This window comes from Fructilactobacillus lindneri DSM 20690 = JCM 11027 (genome assembly GCF_002907375.1).
GTDB lineage: Bacteria > Bacillota > Bacilli > Lactobacillales > Lactobacillaceae > Fructilactobacillus > Fructilactobacillus lindneri.
In genome coordinates this window covers 1-16,071 of sequence record NZ_MIYK01000010.1, presented here as the reverse complement: position 1 = coordinate 16,071, position 16,071 = coordinate 1, and the positions used below count along the sequence as shown (strand labels likewise).

Annotated in this window: 14 protein-coding genes, 2 pseudogenes and 1 riboswitch; of the genes and pseudogenes, 7 read left to right on the top strand and 9 right to left on the bottom strand. The window is 36.5% G+C overall.

Translation table 11 applies throughout. The features are described from left to right. Positions 1-240: 240 nt before the first annotated feature. From BHU33_RS03020 to lysA, 6 genes are read right to left on the bottom strand one after another with little or no spacing between them, the layout of a single operon-like run. Positions 241-1,323, bottom strand: a complete 1,083-nt coding sequence (locus BHU33_RS03020; protein WP_056997737.1) for an aspartate-semialdehyde dehydrogenase — start codon at positions 1,321-1,323, stop codon at positions 241-243. A 12-nt stretch (positions 1,324-1,335) separates the two neighbouring features. Beyond that, entirely contained in the window at positions 1,336-2,115 is a 780-nt protein-coding gene (gene dapB, locus BHU33_RS03015) for a 4-hydroxy-tetrahydrodipicolinate reductase (protein WP_054646768.1), read from the bottom strand. After that, entirely contained in the window at positions 2,108-2,992 is an 885-nt protein-coding gene (gene dapA / locus BHU33_RS03010; protein WP_054646769.1) for a 4-hydroxy-tetrahydrodipicolinate synthase, read from the bottom strand. Before dapA ends, dapB begins: the two co-directional genes overlap by 8 nt. Positions 2,993-3,000: 8 nt before the next feature. Further along, positions 3,001-4,164: an N-acetyldiaminopimelate deacetylase gene (locus BHU33_RS03005; RefSeq protein ID WP_054646770.1), complete on the bottom strand. Its 1,164-nt coding sequence runs from the start codon at positions 4,162-4,164 to the stop codon at positions 3,001-3,003. Between the two features lie 2 nt (positions 4,165-4,166). Then, positions 4,167-4,874 carry a 2,3,4,5-tetrahydropyridine-2,6-dicarboxylate N-acetyltransferase gene (gene dapD, locus BHU33_RS03000; RefSeq protein ID WP_054646771.1) on the bottom strand — a complete coding sequence of 236 codons (708 nt, stop codon included), beginning with the start codon at positions 4,872-4,874 and terminating at the stop codon, positions 4,167-4,169. Between the two features lie 13 nt (positions 4,875-4,887). Further along, positions 4,888-6,186: a diaminopimelate decarboxylase gene (gene lysA / locus BHU33_RS02995; protein WP_054646772.1), complete on the bottom strand. Its 1,299-nt coding sequence runs from the start codon at positions 6,184-6,186 to the stop codon at positions 4,888-4,890. A 104-nt stretch (positions 6,187-6,290) separates the two neighbouring features. Next, a riboswitch (Lysine riboswitch) is annotated at positions 6,291-6,462 on the bottom strand. 171 nt (positions 6,463-6,633) lie between these two features. Between lysA and BHU33_RS02990 the strand changes: the two genes are divergently transcribed. From BHU33_RS02990 to BHU33_RS02960, 7 genes and pseudogenes are all read left to right on the top strand, one after another. Beyond that, positions 6,634-8,004, top strand: coding sequence for an aspartate kinase (locus BHU33_RS02990; protein ID WP_054646773.1), 1,371 nt, complete (start codon positions 6,634-6,636; stop codon positions 8,002-8,004). Between the two features lie 10 nt (positions 8,005-8,014). Next, positions 8,015-8,998 (top strand): diaminopimelate epimerase, encoded by a 984-nt coding sequence (dapF, locus tag BHU33_RS02985; protein ID WP_054646774.1) that lies wholly within the window; start codon positions 8,015-8,017, stop codon positions 8,996-8,998. Positions 8,999-9,327: 329 nt separating this feature from the next. Beyond that, positions 9,328-10,646, top strand: a pseudogene (locus BHU33_RS02980) (APC family permease). Positions 10,647-10,715: 69 nt separating this feature from the next. Beyond that, a complete protein-coding gene (locus BHU33_RS02975; protein ID WP_054646775.1) occupies positions 10,716-11,309 on the top strand; it encodes an NADPH-dependent FMN reductase in 594 nt (197 codons plus the stop codon). Between the two features lie 156 nt (positions 11,310-11,465). Continuing rightward, positions 11,466-11,786 carry a PadR family transcriptional regulator gene (locus BHU33_RS02970; protein WP_054646776.1) on the top strand — a complete coding sequence of 107 codons (321 nt, stop codon included), beginning with the start codon at positions 11,466-11,468 and terminating at the stop codon, positions 11,784-11,786. A gap of 1 nt (position 11,787) precedes the next feature. Next, positions 11,788-12,405 (top strand): DUF1700 domain-containing protein, encoded by a 618-nt coding sequence (locus tag BHU33_RS02965; protein WP_054646777.1) that lies wholly within the window; start codon positions 11,788-11,790, stop codon positions 12,403-12,405. Further along, positions 12,398-12,583 carry a hypothetical protein gene (locus BHU33_RS02960; RefSeq protein ID WP_054646778.1) on the top strand — a complete coding sequence of 62 codons (186 nt, stop codon included), beginning with the start codon at positions 12,398-12,400 and terminating at the stop codon, positions 12,581-12,583. Before BHU33_RS02965 ends, BHU33_RS02960 begins: the two co-directional genes overlap by 8 nt. A 148-nt stretch (positions 12,584-12,731) precedes the next feature. On the opposite strand, the gene BHU33_RS02955 is transcribed toward BHU33_RS02960, so the two are convergent. The 3 genes and pseudogenes from BHU33_RS02955 to BHU33_RS02945 form a co-directional block, all read right to left on the bottom strand. After that, positions 12,732-13,484: a sulfite exporter TauE/SafE family protein gene (locus BHU33_RS02955; RefSeq protein WP_054646779.1), complete on the bottom strand. Its 753-nt coding sequence runs from the start codon at positions 13,482-13,484 to the stop codon at positions 12,732-12,734. Between the two features lie 137 nt (positions 13,485-13,621). After that, a complete protein-coding gene (locus tag BHU33_RS02950) occupies positions 13,622-14,377 on the bottom strand; it encodes an amino acid ABC transporter ATP-binding protein (RefSeq protein WP_054646780.1) in 756 nt (251 codons plus the stop codon). After that, positions 14,370-15,838, bottom strand: a pseudogene (locus BHU33_RS02945) (ABC transporter substrate-binding protein/permease). The gene BHU33_RS02950 and the pseudogene BHU33_RS02945 overlap by 8 nt, the downstream one beginning before the upstream one ends. Positions 15,839-16,071 lie beyond the last annotated feature (233 nt).

Below are 16,071 nucleotides of genomic sequence, written 5' to 3'. Positions count from 1 at the left end.
TAAATTGAAATCAGAGGTTTGTCAACCTTTAAATTGAATTTTTAGACAAATCATTCGGAACGTGATGAACTAAATTCATAAACAAATGTTATAAAATCAACAAAAAACGAACTAATTCACACATTTTATATACATAGTTGCTTAAAAATCAAAAGCAAAACCTTATCTACTTTTATGGGTAATTAAATAGATAAAGTTTTAATTGTTTATATATATACTATCATGACGTCAAAAATATACTTATTCTTTACCATAATAATCTTCAGGTACACGAACCAAATCATGTTCTACTAATTTTTCCGCAATTTGCACCGTATTAGCAGCTGCACCCTTTAGCAAGTTATCGGCAACCACCCACATGTTATAACTACCACGATTTTCTGGATCTTCACGTACTCGACCCACAAAAGTTTCAGTATGACCTTCAGCGTTAATTGGTTGTGGATATAATTGCTGGGCTGGATCGTCTTGTAAAACTAATCCATCTCCATTCTTGATTAATTCTTGAACTTTAGCAGTGTCTAATTTGCTATTATCTTCCACTTCAAAGAAAACTGATTCACCATGACCAATCACAACTGGAACTCGCACACAGGTTGCATTAACTTTGATAGCATCAGAGTTCATATCGCCTGCCATAATCTTCTTGGTTTCATGCACCATTTTCCATTCTTCATGCGTTGAACCATCTTCTTCAAACACATCAATTTGTGGTAACAAATTAAAAGCTAAAGGATAATGATGCTTTTCGCCTTTGACAGGGAAAATATCAGCGGTCATTTTTTCACCGTCTAGATGTTGTTGTGCTTCATCATCCAATTCCTGAATAGCAGTTTGACCAGCACCAGAACCAGCTTGATATGTAGATACAATAACTTGTTTTAATCCAGCTGCTTCCTTGATTGGCTGCAACGCAACTACCATCTGAATGGTAGAACAGTTAGGATTAGCAATAATTCCTTTATGATCGTAAACTGCTTGTTCGTTAACTTCAGGAACAACTAACGGAACTTCGGGATCCATTCGAAAGGCACTAGTATTATCAACGGCCACAGCTCCACGTTTAACTGCTTCGGGCAAGAATTTCTTTGAAACAGCACCACCAGCAGATGCAAGTACGATATCAACATCATCAAAAGATTCTGGAGTGGTTTCTTCAACAACAATATCTTTCCCATTATATTGTAAAACTTTACCGCTCGAACGTTTCGAAGCCAATAATTTTACTTGGTTGACTGGAATTGAAGATTGTTCCAATTGTTCAATCATTCTTGTTCCAACGGCACCAGTGGCACCTAAAATTGCTACATTATATTTTTTCATTACTATCCTCTTTTATAAAACGTTTTCAAGACCAACTGCAAAACCATCTAATTTATCAACATTTTTAATGGCAATGTTTAAACCATGCATAAACGATTCTCGATCAAATGAATCCTGACGAATAGTTAAGGCTTCGCCAGCTCCCCCAAATAATACTTGCTCATGCGCAACGTAACCTGGCAGCCGAACTGCATGAATATGAACTCCTTCATAATCAGCTCCACGTGCATCTGGCATTGTTTCAATTTCTTTTTCGTTTTTTTGACCGTCTGCTTCACGTCCCTCAACAATCAGCTTAGCAGTATTAATGGCCGTTCCAGAAGGTGAATCGGCTTTATCGGCATGATGCATTTCGATAATTTCTGCATCAGGGAAATACTTGGCAGCTTGTTTAGCAAATTGCATCAATAAAACTGCTGACAAGCCAAAGTTTGGCACAATTAAACCATTCATCTGATTTTGTTGGGCAATTTTTTGTAATTCGCTCACTGCTTGATCGCTTAAACCACTAGTTCCAATAATAGGAACCATATGATGTTCTAACGCAAATTTAGCATTTTCAAATGCTCCGTCCGGAGTAGAAAAATCAACCCAGACTTGTGCATCCGGTTCAATTTCATCTAAATGATTAAAAATTTTACAATCACTAGGTAAATCATATTTAGCACCATCTTGGGGATCAACATTTGGACTGTAAACACTAACTAACTTTAAATCAGGATCAGCGGTAATCATTTTAACGGCTTTTGCGCCCATTGCCCCGCGAAACCCGGAAACTAATACTTTAATCATTGATTAACTCCTTTTCTCCAAGTGCTTGCAATAACTTATGTTGTTCTGATTCATTTAAATTAGTGATTGGTAAACGACACCCACCGACATTCAAACCATTTCGCGACAGCATAAATTTAACTGGGGATGGAGATGGGTACATGAACAAGGCCTGCATTTTTGGCGTTAAATAACGTTGTAATTGTCCAGCACGAGTTAAATAATGCCCCATTGCATCAAACATTTCCCGCATTTCAGGCATATATAAATGAGACGCAACTGAAATAACTCCACTACCACCAACTGTTCGCGTAAATAATGCTTGTGGATCTTCACCAGTGTAAACCAGAAAATCAGTCGGAGTTTTTTCCACTAATTCTTCAAACTCTGGCATCGTGCCACATTGTTTAACTCCAACAATATTAGGATATTGACTCAATTCAACAATGGTTTCAACGTCCATCGTTACACCGGTTCGACCGGGTATATTGTACATAATGATGGGTAAATCAGAAGCATCAGCAACTGCTTTAAAGTGAGCTTTCATCCCGACTTGATCTGGCTTGTTATAGTAAGGAACTACGACCAAAGCGGCATCAATCCCATCAATCTTGCTAACTTCTTGAGTAAACTCAATTGTAGCAGCCGTACTGTTACTACCTGTTCCAGCAATAATTGGTGCTCGTCCAGCCACAATTTTGACAAAGTGTTGGTAAAGATTAATCTTTTCATCATGAGTTAAAGTTGGAGTTTCCCCAGTTGTGCCCCCAATCAAAAATCCGTTACCACCTTCGCGTAATAAACGATCAACTAATTTTTGTAAAGCATCATAATTAATCTGGTTATGACAATCAAACGGAGTGACTAAAGCTGTAATAATATCAGTATTTTCAAACATATTTTCTCCTAATCTTTTTCTAACATTCGATGTTGCAAGAATCCGGTAATTGCATCAATCCCAGGCTGAATCGCGTTAGTATCAGGAACCAGCTTACTAGAATGCAACTGATTCTTGGGGTCGCCGATTCCCAACCAAAACATGGTTCCGGGAAATTTAGCTAACAAATAGCCAAAATCTTCCCCCGTCATAGCAGGTTCAGTTTCTACATAATCAACTTTTGGATTTTCTTCCATATAATTAATAAAGTCAGCTGTTAGTTTATCATTATTTTCAACTGGCAGATAACCACCCTGATTCAATTTCAAATCAACCTGGCAGTCATAACTAGTTTCAATTCCTTTGGCGACGGCTTGAAGCCGTTCATCAATATGTTCAATCATCTTCTGCGTCAGTCCGCGAATCGTCCCTTTTAAATGAGCTGAGCCGGAGATCACATTTCTAATAGTGCCAGCATTGAATTGGCCAAAGGTAATCACACCACCTTCAATTGGATCAACACTTCGCGATACAATCGTCTGAACCTGATTAATAAATTGACTAGCTGCCACAATCATATCGTTAGCAAATTGCGGATAGGCTGCATGTCCCTGTGTTCCCGTAAAATCAACATCTACTTCGGTTGTTCCGGCAAATAAAGTTCCCATCCGACATCCAATCGCACCAGCGGAAAGTTGGGGATTATCGTGTAGCCCATAAAATTCATCAGGTTTCCATTTCCCCGTAAAAATGCCGTCTTCATAAGCTAGCTTGCCGCCATTTTCGCTTTCTTCAGCTGGTTGGAAGAAAAATAACAAATTATCAGTTGGCTGATGTTGCGTGAAATATTGTAAAACTCCTAAAGCAACTGTCATATGAATGTCATGCCCGCAAGCATGCATCACTCCATCGTGTTTTGAGGAGAAATCCAATCCGGTATCTTCCGCAACTGGTAATGCATCGATATCAGTCCGATAACCGATAGTCCGTTTGGGTTGGGTTCCGTGTAATAACACCAAGATTGCAGTTGGTAATTCATTAGGAACTTGAATTTCTGCATAATCAATCGCAGCCGTATCTTGTTTAATTTGCTTCATTAAATAGTCATGAGTCTGAAATTCATGAAGTGCTAATTCTGGAATTTGATGTAAATTTCGATAAATCTTTAATAAATCGGTCTTAGCTTCTCCCATGTTTAACCTCTTAAATCATCTTCCAATTTAGTTTTATCAAGTGTCTTTTGGTTCACGTCTTTAATTTTTTGGGCTGGCATTCCGGCTACGACTGTGTAAGGAGCTACATCTTCTGTTACTACCGCTCCGGCGGCTACTACCGCTCCCTTACCAACGTGAACGCCTTCAATTACAACCGCATTAGCTCCGACTAAAACATCATCGTCAATTCGTACCGGTTGTGCGCTCGCTGGTTCAATTACTCCGGCTAATACAGCGCCGGCACCAATATGAGAATGTTTTCCTACAATTGCACGGCCACCTAAAACGGCACCCATATCAATCATAGATTCATCACCAATTTCAGCACCGATATTAATCAAAGCCCCCATCATAATCACAGCATCCTTACCAATTTTAACTTGGTCACGAATGATTGCTCCTGGTTCAATCCGGGCTGCAATGTTTTTAGTGTTCAATAATGGAACTGCTGAATTACGCCCATCATTTTCAACTTCATAATCACTAATTTCTTCCTGATATTTTTCTAATAATGGTTGAATCACTCCCCAGTCACCAAAAATGACCCCAGTGTTGCCATTAATGAAAGTTTTAACCCCTTTGGGAAATTCAACGTTTGCTAAATCACCTTTTAAATAAACTTTTACGTTAGTTTTCTTTTCTGCATTACTAATATATTGAATAATTTCTTGTGCGTTTAATTCAGCCATCTGATTTTCTCCTTTAAATGTCTAAGTTTTGATCTAAATGAACCAAGTCTGCAAAAGTTTCTCGCTTAATTGCTACTTGTGATTTACCGTCTTCAACAAAAATCACTGCGGGTCGTGGATTACGATTATAATTAGATGCCATCGAATATCCATAAGCTCCGGTTGCTAAAATCGCAATCACATCGCCCGGCTTAATCTTTGGCAACTCAATATCTTTAATCAAAATGTCGCCGGATTCACAATATTTACCAGCTAACGTAACCAGTTCAGTTTCATCATCAACCACATCATTGGCAACTACGGCATCATACTTGGCCCCATACAAGGCAGGACGGATATTATCGCCCATACCGCCATCAACTGCGACATATTTTCGAATATTGGGGATGGTTTTGCTAGAACCAGCTCGATATAAGCTAACTCCGGCAGGTCCAGAAATAGAACGACCAGGCTCAATCCAAACTGCAGGAGTTTTCACTCCCAGCTTTTCGGTTTCTTCCTGCATGGTGGTAATGATTTGCTGTACAAAATCTTCGGGTCGGATAGGATGATCGTCATCAGTGTACTTAATTCCAAAGCCGCCACCCACATTGACAATCTCAGGGGTATAGTCAAATTCATCTTGCCAATGTTTCATCAATCTTACTAATTTTTCAGTTTCAATTTTAAACCCGCTTGTTTCAAAGATTTGCGAACCGATATGGGAATGGACTCCCTTGAGATTCATACGCTCGCTATTCAAAACTTGCTGTAAAGCTTCATCAGCTTGTCCAGTTAAAATATCAAAGCCGAATTTACTGTCTTGTTGTCCAGTTTGAATAAATTCATGAGTATGAGCTGAAACTGCTGGAGAAACACGAAGCATTACATCTGCTGTGGCATCTTTAGCTTCTAAAACTTCATTTAATAATTGGATTTCATAGAAATTATCTAAAATGATCATCCCCACATGATGATCAACTGCCATTTCTAATTCTGCGCGTGACTTATTATTCCCATGAAAACTAACATGATCCATAGGAAATCCAGCTTTGATTGCCGTGTAAAGTTCTCCGCCAGAAACAATGTCAGCATGTGCATCCTCTTGTTTCAAAACTTGATACATTGCGATACAAGCAAAAGCTTTACTAGCATAACTTACTGCATATTCGAGATTATTTTTTTCAAAAACACGTTTGAATGCACGAATTTGATCTCTAATTTTACTGACGTCATACACCTGCAGGTTCGTCCCATATTCATCAGCTAATTTAGTAGCGGGGACTCCGCCAATCATTAACTGGTTATCTTGAACTTCAATATCATCGTGCATTTTGTTTCCTCCGTAGTTTTATTAAAATCAAATTTTGTATAAAAAAAGAGTCCTTTTTGCCCGGTAGCTCCGTCAAAAAAGACCCTTAATTACTTTTAGAATCGATTATACATAGCTCCCCGGAATAAATTCCGACAGTCCATAACCTTTTAAGTTATGTCCCAGTTAACCAAGCTCCATTACTTGGCACTTCGGCAAACAACCCTTTCGTTAGTTTCTTTGCTGAATGGAAAACTCCGCTAACTAATTTTGTTATTTGCGACCTCTATTTGATTTGTTAAAATCATAACTAATAAAAACTAATAAGTCAACAGATATCAAATGAAAATTTAATTATTACTATATAATAATCGTAATTAAAAGTGTCGTTTTCTTACTAAATTTTATTTGCTTATTTAATTAAATGGTGGTAATTTCACACTAACAAAATTCCGTGAGGTACTAACAATGAAAGTAGTTAAATTTGGTGGAAGTTCCCTGGCTGATGGCAACCATTTCGAACAAATTATTAAAATTATCAAAGCTGATCCCGAACGAAAAGCCGTGGTTGTTTCAGCACCAGGAACTCGATTTAAAGGTGATATAAAAGTTACTGATTTATTGATTCAATATGCTAACGCCGTGTTAGCCAACGAAGATTATCAAGAATTACAACAAGCAATTATTGCTCGTTATCAAAACATTACGGAACATTTTCAATTAGATTCCAGCATTTTAGCAAAAATTACGCAAACAATTAAACAACTACCATTCCAAAATTATCCCAATGATGATTATTTGATGGCTGGTTTTAAAGCCCAAGGCGAATATTTAAATGCCTACACTTTAAGTCAAGTTTTAAATCAAATCGGAATTAAAACAAAATTTATGGATCCGCGAAAAATTGGTTTCTTAGTAAGCGACAAAGCCCAAGATGCTCATGTCTTACCTGATACATACGATAACTTGGAAAAATACCCCAATACCGATATTCATTTAATTTTCCCCGGCTTTTTTGGAATTACGAAAGATAATCAGATTGCGACCTTCTCTCGTGGTGGATCTGACATTACAGGATCAATTGTGGCCAAGGGATTGAATGCATCCGTGTATGAAAACTTTACCGATGTAAATGCAATTTATTCAGTTGACCCGCACATTGTTAAAGATCCAACTAGTATTCACGTGATGACGTATCGCGAAATGCGTGAATTATCATATGCCGGTTTTTCCGTATTTCATGATGAAGCTATTATTCCGGCTATCGAAGCCAAAATCCCCATTAACGTTAAAAATACCAGTCATCCGGAGCTACCAGGTACCATGATTATTCCTGAAAATGAGTTCGAACCGACCAACTTAATCACTGGAGTTGCCAGTTCCAAAGGATTCTCGGCATTATATTTACATCGATATCTGTTAAATAAGGAAGTCGGATTTACACTCAAAATTCTCCAGATCTTATACAAATATGATGTTTCATATGAACATATGCCTTCTGGAATCGACGATTTAACCATTATTTTTGACAACAAGCAACTTACACCTGCCAAAAAAGAAAAAATTTGTGCTGAAATTAATGCTGCTTTACATCCCGACCAGCTGGAATGGATTGATAATTATGCTATTATCATGATAGTCGGTGAAGGGATGCAAAAAAGTTCGGCTACCATCGAAAATATTATTCGTCCACTCACCGACCACGATATTAAAATCCATATGATTAACCAAGGGGCTTCTAAGATTGCTTTAATGCTGGGAACTGATGACGCGGATGCTGAAAAATCGGTTAAACTAATTTATCAGCACTTCTTTGATAATAATCGTATCGTAAATTGAAAGGACTACCATGATAAAACTACTGAAAATACACGGATCCGAAAACACCTTTTTCATTCTAGATGTTACTCAATTTTCTAAAAAACCAACACTAAACGAAATTTCTGCTTTAACGGTTGCTTTAAAACAATCTGATTATAAAAATTTAAATAATATCGACGGGATTTTAGTGGTTGATAAATCTGATCATGCTGACTGTTTGGGCAAAATGACCGTCGTCAATGCTGATGGCAGCATTGCTTCCATGTGTGGCAATGGATTGCGAACCGTCTCAAGGTATTTAGCCAATAAATATGGTCAAACTAAATTCAAAGTGGAAACGAGAGACGCTGATTTAGCAGTAGAAAAATATCCTGATTTAGCTGACCAAGTTCCGAGTTTTGGGGTTACCATTTCCCCTATCCGTTTCAATCAACAAGATTTTCCCTTTTCTAATCTAAAAACAGATCAGATTAGAGATCAAAAAGTTCCCGAATTAGATCCAGATTTAAAATTTACTGCAATTGCCGTACCTAATCCCCACTTGATTAGTTTTGTTTCGAAAGCAGTTTTAAAATCTGACAAACTCAAGGATTTAGGAACTTATTTAAACGGAGAAAACCCTTATTTCACAGATGGCGTTAACGTTAACTTCGCTCAAATTATCGGACCTGATACATTATTTGTTCGAACTTTTGAACGCGGAGTTGGTTTTACAAATGCTTGTGGAACCGGGATGTCATCGACCAGCCTTGCCTATGCCCTTAACCATTATCAGGGTGATTTTGCAAAAACAATCACCGTCTATAATCCCGGCGGCATGGTAAAAGTCAAAGTAACGAGTGAAAATGGCGAATATCATCTGCAATTAATTGCAAATGCTACTAATTTAGGTCATTTAAACATCAATGAATCCGACTTACTAAATCATGACTTTGCAAAGGCAGATTATCAGCCAACTGATGAAGAATCTGCCTATCAAAAGTGGGTAACAAAACTCCAAACTCAAGCATAACTCGTTTAAATTTTAAGTTTCTCTAAAAAAAGATTGACTTCCCTTAATTTTGATGGTTTAATCATAAGTAACGAAGACAGAAAGGGATATAACAATGAACAAACAAATGATGACACAAAACAACTCCTCCTCTAACTCTACTTGGTAAGTATGTATCTAAGTATGGTTAGTTTGGGACGCCTAGTTAGATACTCGTTGAGTTGCTAACTAGGTCATCTGATGTTCGTTTATATTCTACGATTATCAAATTAAGTAAAAGAGCCTAGTTAGTTAAACTAACTAGGCTCTTTTTTTACAAAATAGAAAATTGAAATTAAGGGGATAGAAAAATGGCTGAACAAAAATTAAAACGAACTATTGGACCGTTTAGTGCTTTAGCATTAGTAATGGGAACTGTAATTGGAGGCGGAGTCTTTTTCAAAACCGCTAGTGTTGTAAACGCAACGCATTCAGTTAGTTTAACCTTACTAGCCTGGGTAGTAGCTGGAGTTTTAACTATTTGCGGAGGATTAACCGTAGCCGAACTAGGAGCTGCAATCCCAGAAACCGGAGGAAGTGTACAATATATGCGACATACCTACGGACCGCTCAGTGGATTTCTACTAGGCTGGGCAGAAATGTTAATCTATGTTCCCGCTAATATGGCCGCCTTAGCTATCATTTTTGGAACCCAAGTCACAACTTTACTCCACTTAAACATGGCATTAGCCGTTCCAATTGCAATTGCAGTTGTCATATTTATTACTGCTTTAAATACCATGGGTGCCAAAGTTGGCGGAACAGTTCAATCAATCAGTTTAATCTTTAAATTAATTCCAATTTTTTTAATTGTAGTAGTGGGTTTAATCATTCCTGGTCACGTTGATGTAACTTTTGTACCAATCGCACCTACCAACCACGCTAACCTTCTAACAGCCTTTTCAGGAGGCTTATTAGCCACTATGTTTGCCTATGAAGGCTGGATTAATATTGGCGATATCGCTGGAGAAATGAAAAATCCAAAAAAGATATCCCTAAAGCTGTGGTATTAGGATTAACTTTTATCATGGTTATCTATGTATTAGTGAACTGGATCTTTTTGAAAAACATGCCAATCAATGCTATCGCTGGCAATACCAATACCGCTGCCGAAGTCGCCGGTAAATTATTTGGTGAATTTGGCGGTAAGCTAGTTACCATCGGTATTTTAGTGTCAGTATTTGGAACTGTAAATGGTTATACTATGACTGGGGCTAGGATTCCTTATGCTTTAGCAAGTAAAAATCTATTGCCATTTAGTAAACAATTTAAAAAATTAAACAAAGCAGCAGCTCCCTATGTCGCTAGTCTGTTTATTTTAACTATTGCTATCATCATGATTTTATTAGGAAGTTTTGATCTTTTGACCGATATGCTGGTCTTTGTAATGTGGATTTTTAACTGTTTACTCTTTATTGCCCTCTTCGTACTGCGTAAAAAAGAACCCGAATTAGAACGTCCTTACCGTGTGTTGTGGTATCCAGTAGTACCTATCATTGCTATTATTGGTGCACTGTTTATCGTAATAACCACGGTAATTAATGAAACAGAATTAGCAATGGTTGGTTTGGCAATCACTCTAGCAGGAATCCCAGTTTACTATCTGCATCAATATCTAATAAAAAAATAAATTTATTCTTACTTACGCTTACAAATAATTAGTGCTAAACTAACTACTATAACAATAAGGAGAATAATTATGACGACAATTAATGTAATTTTAGGTAGTGTTCGCGAACCATCTATGGGAAATAGAATTTTAACTTATCTTGAAAACCATCAAGACGAATTAGAGCTGCAATGTGAAGCTCATCTAAACTTTATTCGCATTTCCGATTATCATTTAGCTGCCTATAATCAGCCATTACCACCATTTAATACTCCTGATTATGTCAATACATTACCTGAAAATGCCAAAAAATGGGTAACGGATGTTTATAATGCAGATGGATTGTTATTATTGTTGCCAGAATATGATTTTTCCATTCCGGGAGCATTAAAAAATGCTTTAGATTATCTCGGTTCCGGAGTAAATAATAAACCAATTCAAAGCATTAGTTATTCAATGGGTGGATTTGGCGGCTTGTTAGCATCAATGGCTCTCCTTCCAGTGTATCAAGCCTTAAACTTAATCACCTTGCCCCATAATCTTCATATTAAAAGCGTGCAAAATGTCTTTGAAACTAATGGAGAATTTAAAGATGATTTAAGTCGTAAAGAACAAGATTATTATGCTAGAGCAATTAAAAATGTAGTAGTTAATATTGCCCACTATGCTAATTTACTTAAATAAATGCCGATTAAGTCCGTAAAAATAATTTTTACGGGCTTTTTGCTTCCAAAAAATCGTTAATTAAATTCAAACTAAAGTAGTAATCAGCTTTAATTTGATGTTGAAATCTATATTATACGTTGTATAATATTAATATAAGCAAAGGGGTGGGTTATTATTGCAATTCAAATTAGCTCTGAAGTTTTGGAAGGAATGGTCTTAGCCTTATTATCGCATCAAGACTATTATGGTTATTCTCTAACTCAGGACGTTAAATATTTTATACCAATTTCAAATTCGACATTATATCCAATTTTAAGAAGATTAAAAAAAGAAGATTGGGTTACTACTTATGATCGACCCTTCGATGGACGAAATCGTCGGTATTACAAAATCACAAATTCCGGATTAACCCAGCTAAATCAGATTAAAGCCGAATGGATTGAACATAAAAAAATCGTAGATCAAATTTTCGATACTAAACAGGAAGGTGAATAAGATGCCAAACGACAGTCAACAATATATCACCGAGCTCAAATATTATTTAAAAAACGTACCTAATAAGGAACGTGATGAAGCAACAAATTATTATACTGAATACTTAGAAGATGGAAACCTGTCTGACTATAAAAAAATCGTTAATAATCTAGGAACGCCGCGTCAATTAGCACGCCAAATTACCGCTAATTATTCCATCTCTCAAGATGAAAAAGAAACCAATCAAACGGTTGCTAAACATAAAAGCGTTAATCAAAATATTAAATTAATTGTCACTATTCTATTAGCCTTGGCTTCCCCTGTTTTACTAACAGCTGCACTTGGATTACTGTTCTTTATTGTTATGGCAATTTTCGGAATTAGCATCTTACTTTTCTTCAGTTTGTTATCTGCTGGAATGTTAATCACTATGGGAATTACTACCATTGCTTCAAAGGGACTAATTGCCTTTGCAGCTTTAGGATTAGGAATTTTAATTATTGGGGTTATCGTTACATTGATTCCGCTTTGTTACTTTATTATTCGTTTTATCATTCAAGGTTTATCAGCTCTATTAAAACGAATTTTCAAACGCAACCAACTAGAAAAATCAACTACTAGGAGTGATAACAATGGTTAAATTTATGAAGATTACCCTCATTACTGGTCTACTTTTGACAGTTTTTGGGTTAGCAATTGGATTAACTGGGTACTATGGCGGCGGTCAGATGAAAGGCTTTGAAAAAGCATATACGCATAATAATAATCATATTTCCTTTGATTTTGGCGACGATGATGATGACGGCGATTACGATTAAACGGAGGTAGCACTTTATGACAAAAATTTTAAATTTAGTTCCATGCTTTTTAACCATCATTTTAGTTTTAGCCATCATTATCGTTGCAATTATTTTTCTTTAACAAAAAACAATCACAATTAAACTGTGATTGTTTCTTTATTTATTCCTAGAAAAAAGCTTGATATCCTAAATATAACGATACAATAATAGCGAAAATACTTATCCCGTATTGCATTACCTTGGAAGGAATAAAACGAACCACTATCGGTCCTAAATACCCTCCCAAAAACAAACCAACCGCAATAATTGGTACTACTAACCAATCAATTGGAATAGTGAAAATAAAGATAATGACCGATAAAATATCAGCACATAAGGCTGCCATATTTCGGGTTGCATTATATTCGGCATATGGAGCAGTCGTAATTCTAGATAATACCGCTGTCAATAAAACTCCAGTTCCAGCACCAAAGTAACCTTCATAAACTCCCACAGCTGCCAATGCAATGATTGAGACAAGTTTCACCCAGGTTTTAACTTTGCCTGCGGAACTATGTTTTTTAGGAAGTGCCATTAAAATTCCCGAGAATAAAATAATAATAGGCACAACTTTTTTAAAACTTTCTGTGGAACTATATAATAAAATAATCGATCCAAATAACGATCCAAACGTTACTAAGGCTGAAACTTTAATCGTTTCAGGAACATCGGCTTTTAACTCTTTACGCGATGACAAAACAGCACTAGCATCGCTAAATAATAATCCAACCGTAATGGTCACATTCGCTGTAATTGGCTCAATTCCAACATATAACATGGCTGGATACAATGCTAGAGTTGCCATACCAACAACTCCATTGAGAGTTCCAGCAATGATACTGGTTACCACTAAAATAATAATATTAGTTAATGTAAACATTGATTAACCTCCACTTTTACACTCAACTTTAATTATCTACTCTCAAAGAAGTGAATTCAAGCTAACTTAAATCATACCTCTACATAATATTAAAAAAACTCAATCACTTTAAAAATAGTGATTGAGCTTTTTTGGTTTTAATCTGTAATAATTTTATTAATGAAGTCTTGAGCCCGTTCTGTTTGTGGATTTTCAAACATCGTTTCCGGATCACTTTTTTCTTGAATATAACCGTCAGCCATAAACCACACTTGATCGGCAACTTTTTTAGCAAATCCCATTTCATGTGTCACAACTACCATTGTCATTCCCTCATTAGCCAGCTCTTGCATTACGCTAAGAACTTCTCCAACCATTTCAGGATCCAAAGCACTGGTTGGTTCATCAAACAACATGACTTCAGGATTCATCGCTAATGCTCGTGCCATTGCAACCCGTTGTGCTTGTCCACCTGATAAACTGGAAGGATAAACATCTGCTTTGTTTTTTAAACCAACCCGATCTAACAAATCAAGTGAAATTTTAGTGGCATCTTCATCACTTAGATGTTTAACTTTTTTAGGCGATAATTTCAAATTTTCTAAAACTGTCATATTAGGGAAGAGATTAAAATTCTGAAATACCATTCCCATTCTAGCACCCAAACCAGCAATTTCACTATGCGTTAACTTGGTCATATCTTTGCCATCAAATAAAACTTCTCCACTAGTGGGATTTTCTAATAAGTTTAAACAACGAAGAAAGGTACTCTTTCCAGATCCTGAAGGACCAATCACACAAATCACCTGACCGGATTTAACTGTTCCATCAATTCCTTTTAAAACTTCGTTATCGCCAAAACTTTTCTTTAGGTCTTTAACTTGAATCATTACTTTATCATCAGTTTTAGTCATGGTTCATCTTCCTTTCAAAGTAGTTTAATACTCTAGTCAGCGTAAACGAGAGTACAAAGTACATTACCATTGCGACTACGATTGGAGAAACTCCCCGATACGTATCGGCTCGAACGATATTCAGTTCGTAAACGATATCAGTAACCCCGATGATTGAAACGATTGAGCTTTCCTTGATGATGGTAATAAATTCATTTCCTAAAGCTGGCCAGATGTTTTTAAAGGCTTGTGGCAAGATGACAGATACCATAGCATCTTTCTTCGAAAGTCCTAAACTTTTAGCTGCTTCAGACTGTCCTTTGTCTACGGAAGCAATTCCGCCTCGGATGATTTCACTCACATATGCACCACTATTCAGTGAAACTGCGATAATTCCAGCTGTCAGTGCAGGAATATTAACTAATACTCCTAGTCCAAAGTAGACTAACAAGACTTGAACCATCATTGGTGTACCACGCACTACCTCGGTGTAGCTAATTGAGAACCAACTAAATGGTTTAAATTTGCTGATTCTCATTAAAGCAAGTAAGACTCCTAAAATAATCCCAATGATTGATCCGACAATTGAAATAATCAAGGTATATTTCAATCCGTCGGCAAAGTATTTCCAGTAATGCAACATGGAAGTATTTTGGACGTTAACTTTCATATACTTTCCAGCATTTTTAATGTACTGCTTAATCAAACCATCTCGATGAACTTTATCAATCGTTTGGTTGGCTGCTTTTGCTAATGAACTATTACCCTTTTGAAAGGCAATTGCCGAACCGGTTTCATTTTTGCTTAACTTATAACCAGATTTAACTGCTACTAAATCTTTATCATTTGCTACGTAGGCTTCCGCAACTGGTTTTTCTACCCAACTGCATCAACTTTATTAGTTTTAAGCGCTAAAACTAAATCAGGAGTTTTGGACATTTGAGTAATTTGGGCACCATGAATGTTTTTCTTAGCTAATTGAGCTTGTAGTGTTCCCGACTGAACTCCTAATTTTTGGCCTTTGAGACTATTTTTATCTTTGATTTTCCCAGCATCTTTTTTGTTAACTAAAAAATCTTGACCACCATTATAATAAATTTTAGAAAAATCAGCATTCTGCCGACGTGCCGGAGTCGGATTAATTCCTCCAATTGCCATATCGGCTTTACCTGTCTGTACGGCTACTAAAACAGAATCAAAACTCATGTTCTTAAAGACTGGCTTTACATGTAAATCTTTAGCCATCTGTTTAGCCAGATCGACATCAATTCCCTGATCGACCTGTTTACCATTCTGATTAACTTGAAATTCATAAGGAGGATAGTCGGGCGAGATTGCGACGACCAGAGTCCCCTTCTGTTTGACTCGATTCAATGATTGATCCTCAGCATGTGCTGGTCGAGATGCAATACTACCTACACATAACGCAACAACGACTAACAACATAAACTGCATGACAGTTTTTAACTTGGATTTACACATTGAACTTCATCTCCTTAAATTTTTATTAACTAAAAGTTAATTTTTAATATCATATCATTGAACCTCATAAAAACCAACCTCAATTTACAATTTTTATTATTTTAAATAACTGAAACTTGAAAGCTAATAATCACGCCAAAGGCGTGTGGTTATTGGCTTTTTTGGCAAAAAAATAAACGCAAGCTCTCCTGCGTTGTATACTTTAGTCGACCAAAACCAAGATACAAAGGAGA